Source organism: Actinocorallia herbida (genome assembly GCF_003751225.1).
GTDB lineage: Bacteria > Actinomycetota > Actinomycetes > Streptosporangiales > Streptosporangiaceae > Actinocorallia > Actinocorallia herbida.
Genome location: NZ_RJKE01000001.1, coordinates 6,750,408 through 6,768,154, shown reverse-complemented (window position 1 = coordinate 6,768,154; position 17,747 = coordinate 6,750,408). Strand labels below are relative to the sequence as shown.

Sequence of the window (17,747 nt, the reverse complement as noted above, 5' to 3'; positions counted from 1 at the left end):
TTGCGCAAGATCCTCATCATCGGCGCGGGCCAGGCGGGCCTCCAGCTCGCCCTGACGCTGGTGGACCACGGCGGCTACGACGTCACCCTCATGACCGCGCAGACGCCCGAGGAGATCCGCGGCGGCCGGATCACCTCGACGCAGTGCATGTTCCACCCCGCCCTCCAGATCGAGCGGGACGCCGGACTGAACGACTGGGAGGACAAGACGCCCTGGATGGAGGGCCAACGCGTCACGCTCGGCGCCCCCGGCGGGCAGAAGATCCTGGACTTCTACGGCATCTGGGACGCCCCGTCCCAGTCCGTCGACCAGCGCGTGAAGATGGCGGGCTGGCTGGAGCGCCTGGAGCGCTCGGGCGGCAAGGTCGTGCTGCACCCGGTCGCGACGAGCGAGCTGGAGTCCCTGGCGGCGATGTACGACCTCGTCATCGTCGCCGCGGGCAAGGGCCCGCTGGTGGAGCTGTTCGAGCGCGACGACGCCCGCTCGCCCTACGACCACCCGCGCCGCAGCCTCGCCGCGATCTACCTGCACGGGGTGGCGCCGTGGCCGGCGCGTCCGGTGCCGCAGGTCCGCATCAACGCGGTGCCCGGCGTGGGAGAGATGTTCCTGATGCCCGCGCTGACCAACAGCGGGACGTGCGACGCGGTCCTCATCGAGGCGGTGCCCGGCGGCCCGCTCGACGCGTTCACCGACCGGCGCATCACCCCCGACGAGCACCTCACCCGGCTGCGCGCGCTGCTGTCGGAGTGGATGCCCTGGGAGTACGACCTGTTCGCCCAGGCGGAGCCGACGGACGCGAAGGCGACCCTCTACGGCTCCTACGCGCCCTCGGTCAGGCGGCCCGTCGGCCGCGTCGGCGCCCAGAAGGTGCTGGGCATGGCCGACGTGGTCGTGCTGAACGACCCGGCGGCCGGGCAGGGCGCCAACAATGCCGCGCACTGCGCCAAGATCTACCGGGACGCCATCGTCGCGCGCGGCGACCTGCCGTTCGACGAGCGGTGGATGCACGAGACTTTCGAGCGCTACTGGGACTACGCGCAGTGGTCCACCGCGCTCACCAACGCGCTCATCTCCGACGGGCTGCCCGAGCACGTGCAGCAGATCTTCGGCGCGGCGACGCAGGACGACGAGGTAGCGAGCCGCTTCGCGCGGGGCTACTCGGTGCCGCCGAGCCTCGCCGAGTGGTTCTTCGACCCCGCGGCGGCCGGGGCCTACCTGGCCTCCCGGCAGGCGGCCCAGCGGGTCTGACGCCGGCCCGATGGCCGGGCGCCCCGGCGAAGCCGGGTCCTCAAGCGCCCGGCCATCGGGCGGATGGACAAGACCCGATGGCCGGGCGCCCCGGCGGAGCCGGGTCCTCAAGCGCCCGGCCATCGGGACGATGAACAAGGCCATCGGGCCGGACGAACTGTGTGCTGGACCACATGGGTCTTGCGAACCTACACTCGGGCGGATCGAAGACTGAACCGAATTCGGATTCAGAGGAGCCACCGCATTGAAGATCGTCGACCACGGCACCTGGCCGCTCACCCCTGCCGACGAGTCCCTGCACACCCCCGGCGCCGAACCCCTGTGGAACGAGTCCTACTACTACGATTTCGCCGCTCCTGACGGCTCCTACGGGGGCTATGTGAGGCTCGGCCTCTACCCGAACTGGAACCGCGCCTGGTACTGGGCCTGCATCGTCGGGCCCGATCGGGAACCGCTGATCCTCGTTGACGACTTCGCGCCGCTGCCGTCGGAAGGCACCGACCTCAAGACCGAGGCCTACCGGGCGACGCAGACGCTCTCCCCGGACTTCGCCAAGGCGCACATCGTCCTGGACGGCGTCACGGCCTCCGGCACGCGCCTCGCCTTCGACCTCGAATGGACGACGGAAGGCGGCGTCTACCCCTACAAGGACCTCCCGCGCTACGAGGTCCCCTGCAAGGTGACCGGCACCGTCACGGCGGGCGAGGAGGTCATCGCCGTCGACGCCTCCGGGGAACGCGACCACTCCTGGGGCGAGCGCGACTGGTGGGGCGTCAGCTGGCTGTGGACTTCCGGGCGCCTGGACGACGGCACGTACTTCCACGGGATGCAGGCCAACATAGGCATCCCCCTGGCTTGGCCCTGTTTCCAGGTGTCCCCCTCCGGGACCCTGGACCACCTCGACGGCTTCAGCGCCGAGACGGTGTTCGGAGCCGACGATCTGCCTGCGTCGTCCCGTCTGCGGGTGCCGGGCGCGCCGCTCACGGCGGTCCCCTTGGCGTTCGCCTCCGTGGACGTCACGTCGCCGACAGGGCAGGAGGCGGTCTTCCCGCGCGCGTTGTGCCGGTTCACCGCCGACGACGGACGGGTCGGCTACGGCTGGGCGGAATGGCATCAGCCTCCGGCCTGGCGGGACCACGGCTGGTCGTTCCTCGGGGAGGAGCGGTGACGGTCCCCGCGGCGACCGCCGCCGACCTCACCCCCGCCTACCTGACCGGGGCGCTCGGCCTCGACGGCGCCGCGGTCACCGCGGTCGAGTCGGCCCCGATCGGCACCGGCCAGGTCTCCCAGACCCTGCGCCTGACCCTCGCCTACGACAGGCCCGACGCCGGGCCGCGGACGGTCATCGCCAAGATCGCCTCGCCCGACCCGACGAGCCGCTCGGCCGCCAAACTGATCCGCACCTACGAGGTCGAGGCGGGCTTCTACCAGGCGCTCGCCCCTCGCCTGCCCGGGGCGAGCGTCCCGGTGTGCCACTTCGCCGCGCACGACCCGGAGACCGACGACTACACCGTCCTGCTCGAGGACTTCGCTTCCGCGCAGCCCGGCGACCAGCTCGCGGGGCTCGCCACCGCCGACGCGGCCTCGGCCGTGAAGGAGATGGCCGTCCTGCACGCCGCCGTCTGGGAGGACCCCTTCCTCGGCGAGCTGCCCTGGCTGAACCGCGATGACCCCGAGTCCCGCGCCTTCACGGCGGCGCTCGTCACGTCCATGTACGAAGGCTTCCGCGAGCGGTACTCCGAGCGCATTCCGGCCGACGGTCTCGCGCTCATCGAGGAGTTCCTGCCTTCGCTGGAGAAGTACCTCGCGCCCTACGACGCGCCCGCCACGCTCGTCCACGGCGACTTCAGGGCCGACAACCTCCTGTTCGGCCCGGCCCGTCCGGCCGTCCTGGACTGGCAGACGTGCTCCCGGGGCGCGGGCGTCTCGGACCTGGCGTACTTCCTGTCCTCCAGCCTGCCCGCCGATGTCCGCAGAGCGGAGGAGGAGTCACTGGTCCACCTCTACCATGACACCCTCACCGCCGAAGGCGTCTCCTACCCTTGGTCGTCCTGCTGGACGGCGTACCGGCGTCATGCCTTCACCGGCATCGTCATGGCCATCGGCGCCTCGATGCTCGTCGAGCGCACCGAGCGCGGCGACGACATGTTCTGCACCATGACCGTCCGCCACGCCCGGCACGCCGCCGACCTCGACGCCCTCGCCCTCCTGCCCTGACCCCCGGCCCCGCCCGGCTCCCGGGCGGGGCCGTCCCGGTCAGCGGCGGACGGGCACCGGCGAGAAGCGCACGTCGAAGCGAGCCGTGGAATCGCGGGGAAGATCACTAACGCGTCGATCGTCATCAGTCGCCCTGTTCTGGGCACGGCTGAATCCTTAGGGGCGCGGGATGTTGCGCAGGTTGCTGCGGGCCAGATGCAGCATCCGCCCGACGCCGCCGTCCAGCACGAGCTTGCTCGCCGACAGGGCGAAGCCGGTGAGCTGGTCCGCGGTGATCTTGGGCGGGAGCGACAGCGCGGCGGGGTCGGTGACGACGTCGACCAGCGCCGGGCCGGGATGGGCGAACGCCTCCCGCAGCGCCCCGCGCACATCGGCGGGCCGCTCCACCCGGACGCCGAACAGGCCCGCCGCCCGCGCGATCGCCGCGTAGTCGGTGTGCTGGTAGGTCGTGCCGTGCGGGCGCAGCCCGGCGACCATCATCTCCAGGTCGACCATGCCGAGCGCCGAGTTGTCGAACACCACGATCTTCACCGGCAGTTCGTGCTGGACCAGCGACAGCAGATCGCCGAGCAGCATCGACAGACCGCCGTCGCCCGACAGCGACACGACCTGGCGGCCCCGGTCGGCGCACTGCGCGCCCAGCGCGTGCGGCATCGCGTTGGCCATCGACCCGTGCGTGAACGACCCGATGACCCGGCGGAGCCCATTGGGCGTCAGATAGCGCGCGGCCCACACGTTGCACATGCCGGTGTCGACGGTGAAGACCGCGTCGTCGGCGGCGACCTCGTCCAGGACGGACGCCACGTACTCGGGGTGGATGGGCACGTGCTCGTCCACATCGCGCGTGTAGGCGTCCACCACAGAGCCGAGGGCCTCCGCGTGCTTGCGCAGCATCTTGTGCAGGAAAGACGCGTCGGCCTTCTCCGCGACCCGGGGGATGAGCGCGCGCAGGGTCTCCCGGGCGTCGCCCCACACGGCGAGGTCGAGCTTGGACCGCCGCCCCAGCCGCTCCGGGCGCACGTCCACCTGCGCGATGCGCACGTCGTCGGGAAGGAAGGCGTTGTAGGGGAAGTCGGTGCCCAGCAGGAGGAGAAGGTCGGCCTCGTGCATCGCCTCGTAGGCGGCGCCGTACCCCAGCAGGCCCGTCATGCCCACGTCGTAGGGGTTGTCGTACTGGATCCACTCCTTGCCGCGCAGGGAGTGCCCGACGGGGGCCTTCACCTTGTGGGCGAACGCCATGACCTCCGGGTGCGCCCCCGCGGTGCCGCTGCCGCAGAACAGGGTGACGCGCCGGGCGGCGTCCACGAGCCCGGAGAGCGCGTCGAGTTCCTCGTCGGCGGGCCTGATCGACGGCCTGCGCGTCACCAGGGCGAGTTCGGCGCCCCTGACCGGCGCGTCCTGGCCCGCGACGTCGCCGGGCAGCGCCACGACCGCCACGCCGCCCCGGCCGACCGCGTGCTGGATCGCGGTCTGGAGCACCCGCGGCATCTGCGACGGGTGGGCGATCAGCTCGCAGTAGTGGCTGCACTCGGTGAACAGCCGGTCGGGGTGGGTCTCCTGGAAGTAGCCGGTGCCGATCTCGCTGCTCGGGATCTGCGCGGCGATCGCCAGCACCGGCGCCATGCTCCGTTGCGCGTCGTACAGCCCGTTGATCAGGTGCAGGTTCCCCGGCCCGCAGCTCCCCGCGCAGGCCGTCAGCCTCCCGGTGACCTGAGCCTCGGCCGCCGCCGCGAACGCCGCCGTCTCCTCATGCCTGACCTGCACCCACTCGATCCCGTCGGCCCGCCGCACCGCGTCGGTGATCGGATTCAGGCTGTCGCCGACGACCCCGTAGATGCGCTCGACCCCCGCCTGCACGAGGATCGCGATGAACTGCTCAGCAACGGTCTGCCTGGCCATGCGACGTTCCCCCGATCGTCGGCCTCCGGCCCTTCGTCGCTTACCTGCCCTTTCGTCGCTTTCCTATGCGTATGCCGCGTTGTGGCGTCAGGGCCGGGGGAAGAAGTCGGCGAGGATGCCGCCTGCCTCGGTGTGGCGGGTGGCGGCGGGGCTGTCATAGACGACCAGGAGGGAGTCGTCGATGACGGCGATGCCTTCGGCGTGGTCTTCGCCCTGGCCGTGGGGGAGGTCGCCCAGACGGTCCAGGTCGGGCACGAAGGCGGGGGCGGTCGCCCGGACCGCGTCGCGCCAGCGGAAGAGGCGTACGGGGCCGCTCAGGGCCATGGAGGGCCCGGCCAGCACCAGGAGGTCGTCACCGTCGGGGCACAGGTCGCGGATGCCCAGGCCGTCGAGGTCGAGGAAGTGCGTGTGGTAGTGCTCGCCGTTGAGCGCGCGCAGCCGCATTCGTCCGGGGGATTCGGGGTCGGACTCGGGCCAGACCTCGACCAGCGCGGCCCAGCCGCGCAGCACCGGGCCGCGGAACCCCACGTAGATCCGGTCGCCGTGCAGCGCGACGCCCTCGACGTCGACCCCGTTGTCCTTCGACGGGATCGCGAAGAACGGCCCGAGGTGCGGATCGTCGGCGAGGAGTTCGGCGAGCGAGTCGTCGCGGCCGCCGAGCACCTCGGCGCGGCGCCCGTCGGCGGCCTTCCGGACCGGCGTCGGCAGCCCGTCCGCGTCGGTCTCCAAGGGGATCCGCACGAGGATGTACCGGTTCTCCTCGCGCACGACGGTCGCGAGGCGTTTGCGGGACTTGGCCGGTGAATGTCCGAGCTTGACCCGCTTGCGCTTGAGGCTGTGCGACCCGACGGCCCACAGCCAGCCGTCGCCGCTGGCCAGCCCCTCGAGGTCGGCCTCCTCCTCCGGCCCCGCGGGCAGGTCGACGAAGTCGGCGAGCCGGTAGGTGACCTGGCCGTCGTACCCGGTGACCGTGCCGTCCGGGCCGCGCACCTCCGTCAGCCGCTCGATCGTGGCGGTCTCGTCGCCGGCGAGCCACAGGCATCGGCCGTCGTGGCGCACCGCGGACAGGTTGACATGGGTCTCGGCCGCCCGGCTGTCGGTGCCGAAGACGAGCTCGATCTGACGTGCTGCGATCACAGGACGATGCTTCCATACCGAAAAATCAGCGAACAAGCGGTTCGCCCTACTGTTCCGCGCGTCCTTCGTCACCCAGCCGCCCCCGCAGCAGCGCCGCCTGCTCGCGCAACTGCGCGGCCTGGCGCTCCAGCTGCCGGTTCTTGTTGTGCAGTTCGACGAACACCGACACCTTCGCGCGCAGCACCCACGGGTCGAACGGCTTGGAGATGAAGTCCACCGCCCCCGCCTGGTAGCCGCGGAAAGCGTAGTCCGGGTCGCTGTTGACCGCGGTGAGGAAGATGATCGGCACGTCCCGGGTGCGCTTGCGGCGCTTGATGTCGCGCGCCGTCTCGAACCCGTCCATCCCCGGCATGACGACGTCCAGCAGGATCACCGCGTACTCGTCGGTGAGCAGCGCCTTGAGCGCCTCCTCGCCCGACCGCGCGCGCACGAGGTCCTGGTCGAGCGACGACAGGATCGCCTCCAGCGCGATGAGGTTCTCCTCCCGGTCGTCGACCAGCAGGATCTTGACCTTCTCGTTCAGCCGATCGGTCACTCACTCGCCTCCGTGCGCTGGAGCCACGTGCGCATCACGCCCAGCAGATGGTCGACGTCGACGGGCTTGGGCACATAGTCCGACGCGCCGGAGGCCAGGCTGTCCTCCCGGTCCCCCTGCATCACCTTGGCGGTGATGATGACGATCGGCAAGTCCGCGAACTGCGGCATCTCCCGGATGGCCGCGGTCGTGGCGTACCCGTCGAGGCCCGGCATCATCACGTCCATGAGGACCAGCGCCACGTCCGCGTTGTGCTGGAGCACGTCGATCCCGGCCTGCCCGTCCTCGGCGTAGAGGACCTCCATCCCGTAGCCCTCGAGGACGCTCGTGAGAGCGAAGACGTTGCGCACGTCGTCGTCCACGATGAGCACCTTGCGCCCGGTGAGGACCACGTCGTTGTACTCGGCGGGCGCCTCGTCGTCGGGGAGCCCCGCGAGGACGGGCGCGGGAGTCCGCGGCAGGAAGGCGGGCGGGACCGGGGGCAGCGGAGGCAGCGCCTCGGGGATCTGCCCGTCGAACTCCACGGGCAGGTACAGCGAGAACGTCGAGCCCTCGCCGGGCCGGCTCACCACCCGGATCTCGCCGCTGAGCAGCCGCGCGATGTTCCGGCTGATCGACAGGCCGAGGCCGGTGCCGCCGTACCTGCGGCTCGTCGTGCCGTCGGCCTGCTGGAACGCCTCGAAGATGAGCTGGAGCTTGTCCTCGCTGATGCCGATGCCGGTGTCCGCGATCCGGAACGCCAGGAGCCCTTCGGCGCCCTGGAGCGTCGGCGAGGCGACCTCGGACGGGGACGCCTCCTCGATGACGAGCTTGACCTCGCCCTCCTCGGTGAACTTCACCGCGTTCGACAGGAGGTTGCGCAGCACCTGCTGGAGGCGCTGCTCGTCGGCCACCAGCATCTGCGGCGTGCCCGGCTCGATCCGCACGTCGAAGCCCAGCCCCTGGTCGACCGCGAGCGGCCGGAAGGTCGCGTCCACGTACTCCACGAGCCTGCGCAGCTCCAGCGGCTGCGGATGCACGTCCATCTTGCCCGCCTCGACCTTCTCCAGGTCGAGGATGTCGTTGATGAGCTGGAGCAGGTCGGTGCCCGAGTCGTGGATGGTCCGCGCGAACTCGACCTGCTTGGCCGTCAGGTTGCCCTCGCCGTTCTCCGACAGCAGCTTGGCCAGCACCAGCAGGCTGTTCAGCGGCGTGCGCAGCTCGTGGCTCATGTTCGCCAGGAACTCCGACTTGTAGCGCGAGGACACCGCGAGCTGCTCGGCGCGCTCCTCCAGGGTGCGCCGCGCCTGCTCGATCTCGAAGTTCTGGATCTCGATCGCGCGGTTCTGCTTGGCCAGCAGCGCCGCCTTCTCCTCCAGCTCGGTGTTGGAGCGGCGCAGCTCGGCCTGCTGGCGCTGGAGCTCGTCCGAGCGCTCCTGGAGCTCGCGGGTGAGCCGCTGCGACTCCTCCAGCAGCGCCGCCGTCCGCGTGGTGGCGATGATGGCGTTGATCGTGACGCCCATCGTCTCGGTGAACTGGTCGAAGAAGTCCAGGTGGACGTCGGTGAACCCGTCGAACGTGGCGAGCTCGATCACGCCGAGCAGCTGGTGCTCGAACACCACGGGCATGACGATCACGCTCGCGGGAGGCGCCTCGCCCAGCCCCGAGGTGATCCGCAGATAACCCCGCGGCACCTTGTGCACGAGGATCGCGCGGCGCTCCTCGGCGACCTGCCCGACGAGCCCCTCGCCGACCTGGAACCGGCCCCTGCCCTCGCTGCCCGCCGGAAGCCCGTACCCGGCCGTCAGCACCAGCTCGGCGTCCTTGGCGAGGTACAGCGCGCCGAACTGGGCGCCGACGGTCGGCGTCAGCTCGTTGACGATGAGCTGGGCCACCTGGAGCAGGTCGCGGTGGCCCTGCATGAGACCGGTGATGCGGGCCAGGTTGGTCTTCAGCCAGTCCTGCTCCTTGTTCGCCCGCGTCGTCTCCCTGAGGTTGGCCACCATCAGGTTGACGTTGTCCTTCAGCTCCGCGACCTCGCCGCGCGCCGCCACGTCGATCTCCCGCGTGAGGTCGCCGCTGGCCACGCCGGACGCGACCTCGGCGATCGCGCGGACCTGCGTGGTGAGGTTCGACGCGAGTTCGTTGACGCTCTCGGTCAGCCGCTTCCAGGTGCCCGACACGCCCGCGACCTCGGCCTGGCCGCCCAGGCGGCCTTCCGAGCCGACCTCGCGGGCCACTCGGGTGACCTCGGAGGCGAACGACGACAGCGTGTCGACCATCGTGTTGATGGTGGTCTTGAGCTCGAGGATCTCGCCGCGCGCGTCGACGTCGATCTTGCGGGTGAGGTCGCCGTGCGCGACGGCGGTGGTGACCTGCGCGATGTTGCGGACCTGGCCGGTGAGGTTGGTGGCCATGTTGTTGACGTTCTCGGTGAGGTCCTTCCAGACCCCCGAGACGCCCCGTACCTGCGCCTGGCCTCCGAGCCGTCCCTCGGTGCCGACCTCTCGGGCGACGCGGGTGACCTCGTCGGCGAAGGCCGACAGCTGGTCGACCATCGTGTTCAGGGTGAGCTTCAGCTCCAGGATCTCGCCCTGCGCGTCGACGTCGATCTTGCGGGTGAGGTCGCCCTGCGCCACCGCGGTCGCCACCTGCGCGATGCTGCGGACCTGGCCGGTGAGGTTGGTGGCCATGTTGTTGACGTTCTCGGTGAGGTCCTTCCAGACGCCCGAGACGCCGCGTACGTTGGCCTGCCCGCCGAGGTTGCCTTCGGTGCCGACCTCTCGGGCGACGCGGGTGACCTCGTCGGCGAAGGCCGACAGCGTGTCGACCATCGTGTTGACGGTGTCCTTGAGCTCCAGGATCTCGCCCTGCGCGTTCACCGTGATCTTCTTCGACAGGTCGCCGTAGGCCACGGCCTTGGTGACCTGGGCGATGTTGCGCACCTGGTAGGTCAGGTTCGTCGCCATGAAGTTGACGTTGTCGGTGAGGTCCTTCCAGACGCCCGAGACGCCGCGCACCTGGGCCTGCCCGCCGAGGTTGCCTTCGGTGCCGACCTCTCGGGCGACGCGGGTGACCTCGTCGGCGAAGGCGGAGAGCTGGTCGACCATCGTGTTCAGGGTGAGCTTCAGCTCCAGGATCTCGCCCTGCGCGTCGACCGTGATCTTCCGGCTCAGGTCGCCCTTCGCCACCGCGGTGGCCACGCCCGCGATGCCGCGCACCTGGCTCGTCAGGTTCGACGCCATGTTGTTGACGTTGTCGGTGAGGTCCTTCCAGACCCCCGACACCCCGCGTACGTTGGCCTGGCCTCCGAGCCGTCCCTCGGTGCCGACCTCTCGGGCGACGCGGGTGACCTCGTCGGCGAAGGCCGACAGCTGGTCGACCATCGTGTTGACCGTGAGCTTCAGCTCCTGGAGCTCGCCCGCGGCCTCGACCGTCACCTGGCGGGTCAGGTCGCCCTTGGCCACCGCGGTCGTCACCACGGCGATGTCGCGGACCTGCGCCGTCAGCCGCCCGGCCATCGTGTTCACCGCGCTGGTGACGTCCCGCCAGCGGCCCGACATCCCGCGCAGCGACGCCTGCCCGCCCAGCCGGCCCTCGATGCCGACCTCGCGCGCGACCTGCGTCACCTCGGAGGTGAACTCGTCGAGCTGATCGACCATCAGGTTCACCGAGCGGGCCATCCGCAGCAGCTCGCCGCGCAGCTGCCGGCCGCCCCAGCGCAGCTCGACCTTCTGCGACAGGTCGCCCGACGCGACCGCCTCCACGACCCTGGCCATCGCCGTCGACTGGCCCGTCAGCGTGTCCAGCAGGGCGTTCGTGGCGTCCACCGAGCCCGCCCACGACCCGACGCCCGTGCCCTGCGCCAGCCTCTCCTCGATCCGGCCCTCACGCGACACCTCCTTGCGCACCCGCACGAGCTCGTGGTGCTGGTGCGCGGCCCGCTCCCGGATCTGGTCCACCAGCAGCATCCCGGCCGCGATCGCGCCGTCGGCCCCCGCCACGGGCGCCGCGTGCTCCCGGAAGTCCCCATCGCGCAGCCGGGTCAGCGCCAGCAGCAACGGCTCCAGATCGGCGTCGCTGTACCGGGGGTTCCGGTCGAGCCGTGAATCCAAAGCGGTGGTCCGAGGCATAGGCTGAAGCTCCTAAGAAGTCCAGTTAGGCAGTCTGCCACTGATCGAGTCGACGACGGGACCGAACCATGACGACATCGGCGGAACTCGCCGACCGGACCTGGCGCGGATGGATGACCTACGTCGCCGAGGCCAGCGAACTGCTCGCCGGGACCCTCGACCCCGGCGGAATCGTCGCCCTCACCGCGCAGATCGTCGTGCCCCGTCTGGCCGACTGGTGTGCCGCCTACACCACCGAAAGTACGTCGCCGGTGTACGTATGGCATACCGATGAGGACCAGTCCGACGCGCTCAAAGAGCGGCTGGCGGCCGAAGGCCGCCCCGCGGAGGGGCCGCCCGTGCCCTGGGGGAACACGGATCTCGCCTGCACGATACCCCTGGTCGCGCGCGGTAGGACCCTCGGCGCGATCTGCGTCGGGCGTGCCGTCAAGTTCCCGCCCGACCACTACGACCTGGCCGAGGAGATCGTCCGGCGCGCCGCGCTCTCCCTCGACAACGCGCTCCTGTACGCCGCGCAGAAGGCGACGAGCCTCGCCCTGCAGCGCAGCCTCCTGCCTCCGGAGCTGCCCGACCTCCCCGGCTTCGACCTCGCCGTCGGGTACCGCCCCGCGGGCGAGGGCGTCGAAGTGGGAGGCGACTTCTACGACGTGTTCTCGGCCCCGCCCGGCCCCGACGGCGAGGCCCGCTGGCGCTTCGCCATCGGCGACGTGTGCGGCACCGGCCCCGAGGCCGCGGCGGTCACCGGCCTCGCCCGGCACGCCCTGCGGATCCTCGGCGGCGAGGGGATGGCCCTGCCCGACGTCGTCGGCCGGCTCAACCAGCTGATCATCGACGAGGGCAGCCGCGGAAAGCTCCTCACCCTCCTGCACGGCGAGCTGACCGCATCCGGCGCCCTCACCCTCGTGTGCGCCGGGCATCCGCCGCCCCTGATCCTCGCCCCCGACGGCACGGTCACCGACCCGGCCACGCCCCAGCCGCTCCTCGGCGTCATCGACGAGATCGAGTTCACCGCCGACGTCCTGGAGCTCAGGCCCAACCACGTCCTGTTCTCCTGCACCGACGGCGTCACCGAGCGCCGCGACGGAGACGTCCTGCTGGGCGACGGAGACGGCCTGGAGCGTCTCCTGTCGTCCTGCGCGGGCCTCAGCGCGGGCGCGGTCGCCGCGGCCGTGGAACGGGCGGTCGACGGCTTCTCCGCCGAAGCGGGCCATGACGATATGGCGATCGTGGTTCTGCGCGCCAACCGCTGAAGGGATATGTTGGTGCCGTGGGTTTGGCCTTGCAGACGACACGCACCGACGACCGGGCACTGGTGACCGCGCGCGGCTCGATCGACCTGCACTCCTCCGAGAGCCTGCGCGGCTGTCTGGTGGAGCTGGTCGACGCCGGGCACACCGAGATCGTGCTGGATCTCACCGCCGTGGACTTCTGTGACTCCTCGGGGCTGAACGTGCTGGTGCGGGCCTATAAGCACGCCCGCGCCGTCAACGCGGCGCTCACCGTCACCGGCGCTTATGGGCGCGTGGAGAACGTGCTCCGCACCACCGGCCTGGATCGTTTCCTCATCCGCCAGAGCTGACCTGAGGAGGCATCCGCATGCCGACGACGGAGACCAGCCTTCGCGCCGCGCCGAGTACCGAGGCGGTCGAGCTGACCCGGCGGCTAGCCGCGCGCACCATGCGGTCGTGGAATCTGCTCAAGGCCGAGGAAGCGGTCACCGCGATCGTCGCCGAACTCGTCGCCAACGTCGTGCAGCACGCCTGCACCCCGCTGGAGCTGCGGCTCGCGCTGCTCGACGGCAAAGTGCGCATCGAGGTCCGCGACCGCGACGACAGGCTGCCGGTTCCCAGGACCGCCGACATCCTCGCCGAAGGCGGCCGCGGCATGTTCCTCGTGGAGGTCTACTCCACCCGCTGGGGCGCCGAGGGCGCGCCCGGCGGCGGGAAGGTCGTGTGGGCCGAGGTCGATGTCGACGGCGACCCGGGCCCACACGGTCCACACCTCAGCCGCGGTACATCTCCGCGACCATGAAGGCCAGGTCGAGCGACTGCTGCCGGTTCAGGCGCGGGTCGCAGGCCGTCTCGTAGCGCTCGTGCAGGTCGCTCTCGGCGATCTCGTGCGCGCCGCCCACGCACTCGGTGACGTCGTCGCCGGTGAACTCCAGGTGGACGCCGCCCGGGTGGGTGCCGAGCGCCCGGTGCACCTCGAAGAAGCCCGCGACCTCGTCCACGACGTCGTTCAGATGCCGCGTCTTGTGGCCGGAGGGCGCCTCGAAGGTGTTGCCGTGCATCGGGTCGCAGATCCACGCGATCGGCGCGCCGGACCGGGTGACCTTCTCGACGAGCTCCGGCAGCACCTCGCGGATCTTGCCGGCGCCCATGCGGGTGATGAACGACAGCCGTCCCGGCTCGCCCTCGGGGTTCAGCTTGTCGATCAGCGCGAGCGCGTCGTCCGCGGTGGTGGTCGGGCCGAGCTTGACGCCGATCGGGTTCTTGATGTGGCGCAGGAACTCCACGTGCGCGCCGTCGATCTGACGGGTGCGCTCGCCGATCCACAGGTAGTGCGCGGACACGTCGTACGGGTCGCCGGTGCGCGCGTCGATCCGGGTCAGCGCCCGCTCGTAGTCCAGCAGCAGCGCCTCGTGGCTGGAGAAGAAGTCGACCTCGGAGAACTCCTCCGGCTCGATCCCGCACGCCTTCATGAACGCCATCGCGCGGTCGATCTCGGCCGCCAGCAGGTCGTAGCGGCGCCCGGCGGGGCTCGCCGCGACGAAGTCCTGGTTCCAGGCGTGGACCTGCCGCAGGTCGGCGTAGCCGCCCTTGGTGAACGCGCGGGTGAGGTTCAGCGTGGTCGCCGCCGAGAAGTAGGCCCGCAGCAGCCGCTTGGCGTCGTTGCGCCGGGACTCGGGGGTGAACTCGAGGCCGTTGACCATGTCGCCGCGGTAGGCCGGGAGGGTCACGTCGCCGCGGGTCTCGGTCGGCTTGGAGCGCGGCTTGGCGAACTGGCCGGCCATGCGGCCGATCTTCACCACCGGGACACGCCCGGCGTAGGTGAGGACCACGGCCATCTGGAGCAGGGTCTTGATCTTGTTGCGGACGGCGTCGGCGCTCGACCCCTCGAAGGTCTCCGCGCAGTCGCCGCCCTGGAGCACGAACGCCTCGCCCCGGGTGACGGCGCCCAGTCTCTCCTTGAGCTGGTCGCACTCACCGGCGAACACCAGCGGCGGCTGGGCCGCGAGCTCGGCGGTGACCGCGTCGAGTTCCGCCGGGTCGGCCCACTCCGGCTGCTGAAGTGCTGTCAGTTTCCGCCAGGCGTCGAGGTCGGGCGGCGGGGTGCTCTGAGTGCTCACCGCCCCAGGTTAGATCAGGGTCGGCGTGCTCGTCACGGCGGCGCTACGCCGCAGCGGCGGTCTTGGCCTCGACATGGCGCTCCAGGGTCGAGTCGAGCACGAGCTGGCGGAGCCGCCGCAGCGACCGGTCGGTGATCTGGCGCACCCGGTTGTGGCTCAGCCCGTACCGCGCGCCGATCTGGGCGTAGGACTGCGGCTCGCCGTTGTCCATGCCGAACCTGGCGCGCAGGATCGCCTGCTCCCTGGCCGGAAGGCGCTCGAGCATCTTGGCCAGGCCGTCCAGGTCGTCGGCGGCCACCACCTCGGTCTCGGGGGTGATCGCGTCCGGGTCCTGGAGCAGGGTGCCCATCGGGGTCTCGCCCTCGTCGTCCACGCTGGCGTCGAGGCTCGCCGGGTCGCGCCGCCAGCCGAGCAGCTCGTCGACGTGCTCGGGACTGGTGTCCAGCGCGCCGGCCAGCTCGTCGCGGTTCGGGTCCCGGCCCAGCTCACGGCCCAGGGTCCGCTCCGCGCGACGCAGCCTGGAGAGCTCCTCCTCGACGTGAACGGGCAGCCGGATGGCGCGCGCGGTGTGGCTGAGCCCCCGCCCGATCGCCTGCCGGATCCACCAGGTCGCGTAGGTGGAGAACTTGTAGCCGCGCCGATAGTCGAACTTCTCCACCGCGCGCATCAGCCCGAGGTTGCCCTCCTGGATCAGGTCGATCAGGGGAAGCGACTCCGTGGGGTACTTGCGGGCGATCGAGACGACCAGCCGGAGGTTGGCCTCCACGAAGCGCTGTTTGGCCACCAGGCCCTGCTCGGCGACCTGCTGGAGCTCCTCCAGCTTGACGCCTTCGGGCAGCGCTTCGCCGTCGATCAGCACGCCGTCGATCAGCTGCTGGGCGAAGAGCCCTGCTTCGATGGCCTTGGCCAGCTCGACCTCTTCGACCGCGTCGAGGAGGGGGCGGCGCCCGATCCTGTCGAGGTAGGCGCCGACGAGGTCCTTGTCGGGGGTGTCCACTGTCGCGCCACGAGTTGCAGCCATCCCGGCCCTTCTCTGCTTCTGGGTTCCCTACACTGCCAACGTTAATTACGGCTCTGTGATTCCCGTTTTCGTCAGGGAATAGCCAAGTGCCGTACCGCTGCTCTACGGGGTGCCCACTGACAGGGCCTTCCAATACCGCCCAGAACGGGAGAACACACCATGGCGACGGTTCAGCTGACCGAGGCCACCTTCGACGAGGTGGCGCAGCGCGACGGCATCGTGCTGATCGACTTCTGGGCCTCGTGGTGCGGCCCGTGCGTCCGGTTCGCCCCAGTGTACGAAAAGGTGGCCGGCAAGCACGAGGACATCACCTTCGGCAAGGTCGACACCGAGGCGGAGGAGGCGCTCGCCGCCCGCTTCGAGGTGCGGTCCATCCCGACGATCATGGCCGTGCGCGACGGCGTCATCGTCTACGCCGAGCCCGGCGCGCTCCCCGAGGACGCCCTGGAGGACATCATCCGCCAGGTTCGCGACCTCGACATGGCCGACGTCAAGAAGCGCCTCGCCGAAGGCTGAGGACCCCGGGCGGGCCGAGCACGCCGGGACGTCCTGCGGGAGAAGACCACGTAGGACGGCCCTAGCCTTGTCGACGTGCTGAGCGACGTCGTTGACCTCCTGGCCTGTCCGATCTGCGCGGACGGCCTCGCCTTGGACGGGCGGACGCTGCGCTGCCCGTCCCGGCACTCCTTCGACGTCGCCAAGCAGGGCTACGTCAGCCTGCTTCCGGGCGGCGCCCACACCGGCACCGCCGACACCGCGGCCATGGTCGCCGCCCGCGCGGACTTCCTCGACGCCGGCCACTACGCGCCCCTCGCCACGGCGCTCGCCGGGCTCGCCTCCGGCACCGTCGTCGACGCGGGCGCCGGGACCGGCCACTATCTGGCCGCCTGCCTCGGCGACCGCTCGGACGCCGGCTCCTCGGGCCTGGCGCTGGACCTGTCCAAGCACGCGATGCGCCGCGCCGCCCGGATCCACCCCCGGGTGGGCGCCGTCGTGGCCGACCTGTGGAAGCCGCTGCCCGTACGCGACGCGGTGGCCGACACCCTCCTCAACGTCTTCGCTCCCCGGAACGCCCCCGAGTACCGCAGGATCCTGCGCCCCGGAGGCCGCCTTCTCGTCGTGACCCCGGCCCCCGACCATCTGGCCGAACTCGTCGGTCCCCTCGGGCTGCTTTCCGTCGACCCCCGCAAGGACGAACGCCTCGCCGAGTCACTGCACGGCTCGTTCACCCCCGCCGACGCGACGGAGATCACGATCCCGCTGACGCTCACCCCGGACGAGGCGGTCACGCTCGTCGCGATGACCCCCAGCGCGCACCACATCCCCGAGGGCGCCCTTCGCACCCGTCTGCCGGACGCCGACACCGTCACCGCCACGGCGCACGTACGGATCGGCGTCTACGAACCCGTCTGACCCCGTGGTCCCCGGGGCCGCGCCTCGCCCCGGGGACGAGCCGCCTCAGGCCCGCGCTATCTCCAGGAGCACGTCGGCGACGGCCCGGGGTTCGGTGAGCATGAGGTCGTGGCCCGTGTCGATGTCCCACAGCCTGCCCTCGGCGCGCGCCTCGGCGATCAGCTCGGGGCCGCGGGTGGGGATCGTCGAGGTGCAGACGACATGGAACTGCGGGATCGCGCGGAACGCCGCCTCGTCGGTGAGCGTCAGCGGCTGCTCGAAGCACTTCCACGGGTGGCCGGTGAGCCTGTCGTCCATCCACGCCACGGTCTCGGGATCGGTCACGCCGTAGAAGGCGCCCGCGCCCGGCGCGGGGAGCAGTACGAGCTCCACGCCGTTCACCACCTCGCCGAACGGCCGCGTGCTCTCGATGATCGGCCCCGCCACGTCGACGAGCGACTCGCCCGCGGCGGGGGTCGCCGCGTCGAGGTAGACCAGCTTCCCGACCCGGTCCGCCGCGCGGTCCGCGGCGCCGGTCACCACCATCCCGCCGTAGCTGTGCCCGACGAGGACGACATCGCGCAGGTCCTCGGCGTGCAGCAGCGCGCGGACGTCTTCGATGTGCAGGTCGAGGTCCACGTGCGGCCCGACCAGGTGGGCGCGGTCGGCGAGCCCGGTCAGGCTCGGCGCGTGCACCTCGTGCCCCGCCTCCCGCAGCAGCCGCGCCACCGGCCGGTAGCACCATCCGCCGTGCCCGCCCCCGTGCACCAACACATACGTGGCCACAGCCGCCTCCCGGGTTCTATGAGAACGCCATACTCTCCACCGAGAACCACA

14 protein-coding genes and 1 pseudogene are annotated in these 17,747 nt (G+C 71.0%); 8 read left to right on the top strand and 7 right to left on the bottom strand.

The window, feature by feature from the left end; translation table 11 throughout:
• The 3 genes from EDD29_RS30870 (at position 1) to EDD29_RS30860 (ending at position 3,465) form a co-directional block, all read left to right on the top strand.
• Positions 1–1,248, top strand: a complete 1,248-nt coding sequence (locus tag EDD29_RS30870) for a styrene monooxygenase/indole monooxygenase family protein (RefSeq protein WP_123667815.1) — start codon at positions 1–3, stop codon at positions 1,246–1,248.
• A gap of 244 nt (positions 1,249–1,492) precedes the next feature.
• A complete protein-coding gene (locus EDD29_RS30865) occupies positions 1,493–2,416 on the top strand; it encodes a DUF7064 domain-containing protein (protein ID WP_123667814.1) in 924 nt (307 codons plus the stop codon).
• Positions 2,413–3,465, top strand: coding sequence for a phosphotransferase (locus EDD29_RS30860; protein WP_170201654.1), 1,053 nt, complete (start codon positions 2,413–2,415; stop codon positions 3,463–3,465). The genes EDD29_RS30865 and EDD29_RS30860 overlap by 4 nt, the downstream gene beginning before the upstream one ends.
• Positions 3,466–3,621: 156 nt before the next feature.
• On the opposite strand, the gene EDD29_RS30855 is transcribed toward EDD29_RS30860, so the two are convergent.
• The 4 genes and pseudogenes from EDD29_RS30855 to EDD29_RS30840 all read right to left on the bottom strand — a co-directional run bounded on the left by EDD29_RS30855 (position 3,622) and on the right by EDD29_RS30840 (position 11,148).
• Positions 3,622–5,364 (bottom strand): pyruvate dehydrogenase, encoded by a 1,743-nt coding sequence (locus EDD29_RS30855; RefSeq protein WP_123667812.1) that lies wholly within the window; start codon positions 5,362–5,364, stop codon positions 3,622–3,624.
• Between the two features lie 87 nt (positions 5,365–5,451).
• Entirely contained in the window at positions 5,452–6,501 is a 1,050-nt protein-coding gene (locus EDD29_RS30850) for a DUF3616 domain-containing protein (RefSeq protein ID WP_123667811.1), read from the bottom strand.
• Between the two features lie 64 nt (positions 6,502–6,565).
• Positions 6,566–7,024: pseudogene (locus tag EDD29_RS30845) on the bottom strand (response regulator); the annotation flags it as partial.
• An 8-nt stretch (positions 7,025–7,032) separates the two neighbouring features.
• A complete protein-coding gene (locus EDD29_RS30840; protein WP_123667810.1) occupies positions 7,033–11,148 on the bottom strand; it encodes a HAMP domain-containing protein in 4,116 nt (1,371 codons plus the stop codon).
• Positions 11,149–11,216: 68 nt separating this feature from the next.
• Here EDD29_RS30840 and EDD29_RS30835 point away from each other — a divergent pair, with 68 nt between their 5' ends.
• Genes EDD29_RS30835 through EDD29_RS30825 form a run of 3 tightly spaced genes read left to right on the top strand, consistent with a single transcriptional unit; the run spans position 11,217 to position 13,179 of the window.
• Positions 11,217–12,398, top strand: a complete 1,182-nt coding sequence (locus EDD29_RS30835; RefSeq protein WP_123667809.1) for a PP2C family protein-serine/threonine phosphatase — start codon at positions 11,217–11,219, stop codon at positions 12,396–12,398.
• A gap of 29 nt (positions 12,399–12,427) precedes the next feature.
• The gene (locus EDD29_RS30830; protein WP_246053093.1) at positions 12,428–12,727 is read left to right on the top strand and encodes an STAS domain-containing protein; all 300 of its coding nucleotides are present in this window, start codon (positions 12,428–12,430) and stop codon (positions 12,725–12,727) included.
• A 17-nt stretch (positions 12,728–12,744) separates the two neighbouring features.
• The gene (locus EDD29_RS30825; RefSeq protein WP_246053092.1) at positions 12,745–13,179 is read left to right on the top strand and encodes an ATP-binding protein; all 435 of its coding nucleotides are present in this window, start codon (positions 12,745–12,747) and stop codon (positions 13,177–13,179) included.
• Here EDD29_RS30825 and EDD29_RS30820 read toward each other — a convergent pair.
• The gene (locus EDD29_RS30820) at positions 13,151–14,497 is read right to left on the bottom strand and encodes a class II 3-deoxy-7-phosphoheptulonate synthase (protein WP_123667806.1); all 1,347 of its coding nucleotides are present in this window, start codon (positions 14,495–14,497) and stop codon (positions 13,151–13,153) included. The genes EDD29_RS30825 and EDD29_RS30820 overlap by 29 nt on opposite strands.
• Before the next feature lie 43 nt (positions 14,498–14,540).
• Positions 14,541–15,518, bottom strand: coding sequence for a sigma-70 family RNA polymerase sigma factor (locus tag EDD29_RS30815; RefSeq protein ID WP_123667805.1), 978 nt, complete (start codon positions 15,516–15,518; stop codon positions 14,541–14,543).
• 159 nt (positions 15,519–15,677) lie between these two features.
• Between EDD29_RS30815 and trxA the strand changes: the two genes are divergently transcribed.
• The gene (trxA, locus tag EDD29_RS30810; protein ID WP_123667804.1) at positions 15,678–16,034 is read left to right on the top strand and encodes a thioredoxin; all 357 of its coding nucleotides are present in this window, start codon (positions 15,678–15,680) and stop codon (positions 16,032–16,034) included.
• A 75-nt stretch (positions 16,035–16,109) separates the two neighbouring features.
• Complete coding sequence (locus tag EDD29_RS45845) at positions 16,110–16,931, top strand: putative RNA methyltransferase (RefSeq protein WP_170201653.1); 822 nt, start codon at positions 16,110–16,112, stop codon at positions 16,929–16,931.
• A 45-nt stretch (positions 16,932–16,976) separates the two neighbouring features.
• On the opposite strand, the gene EDD29_RS30800 is transcribed toward EDD29_RS45845, so the two are convergent.
• Positions 16,977–17,696: an alpha/beta hydrolase gene (locus EDD29_RS30800; RefSeq protein WP_123667803.1), complete on the bottom strand. Its 720-nt coding sequence runs from the start codon at positions 17,694–17,696 to the stop codon at positions 16,977–16,979.
• Positions 17,697–17,747: the final 51 nt, after the last annotated feature.

Bases quoted from the DNA above. Each gene is read 5' to 3' on its own strand.
- EDD29_RS30855 (WP_123667812.1), bottom strand. From the start codon at position 5,364: ATGGCCAGGCAGACCGTTGCTGAGCAGTTCATCGCGATCCTCGTGCAG.
- EDD29_RS30840 (WP_123667810.1), bottom strand. From the start codon at position 11,148: ATGCCTCGGACCACCGCTTTGGATTCACGGCTCGACCGGAACCCCCGG.
- EDD29_RS30835 (WP_123667809.1), top strand. From the start codon at position 11,217: ATGACGACATCGGCGGAACTCGCCGACCGGACCTGGCGCGGATGGATG.
- EDD29_RS30825 (WP_246053092.1), top strand. From the start codon at position 12,745: ATGCCGACGACGGAGACCAGCCTTCGCGCCGCGCCGAGTACCGAGGCG.
- EDD29_RS30815 (WP_123667805.1), bottom strand. From the start codon at position 15,518: ATGGCTGCAACTCGTGGCGCGACAGTGGACACCCCCGACAAGGACCTC.
- trxA (WP_123667804.1), top strand. From the start codon at position 15,678: ATGGCGACGGTTCAGCTGACCGAGGCCACCTTCGACGAGGTGGCGCAG.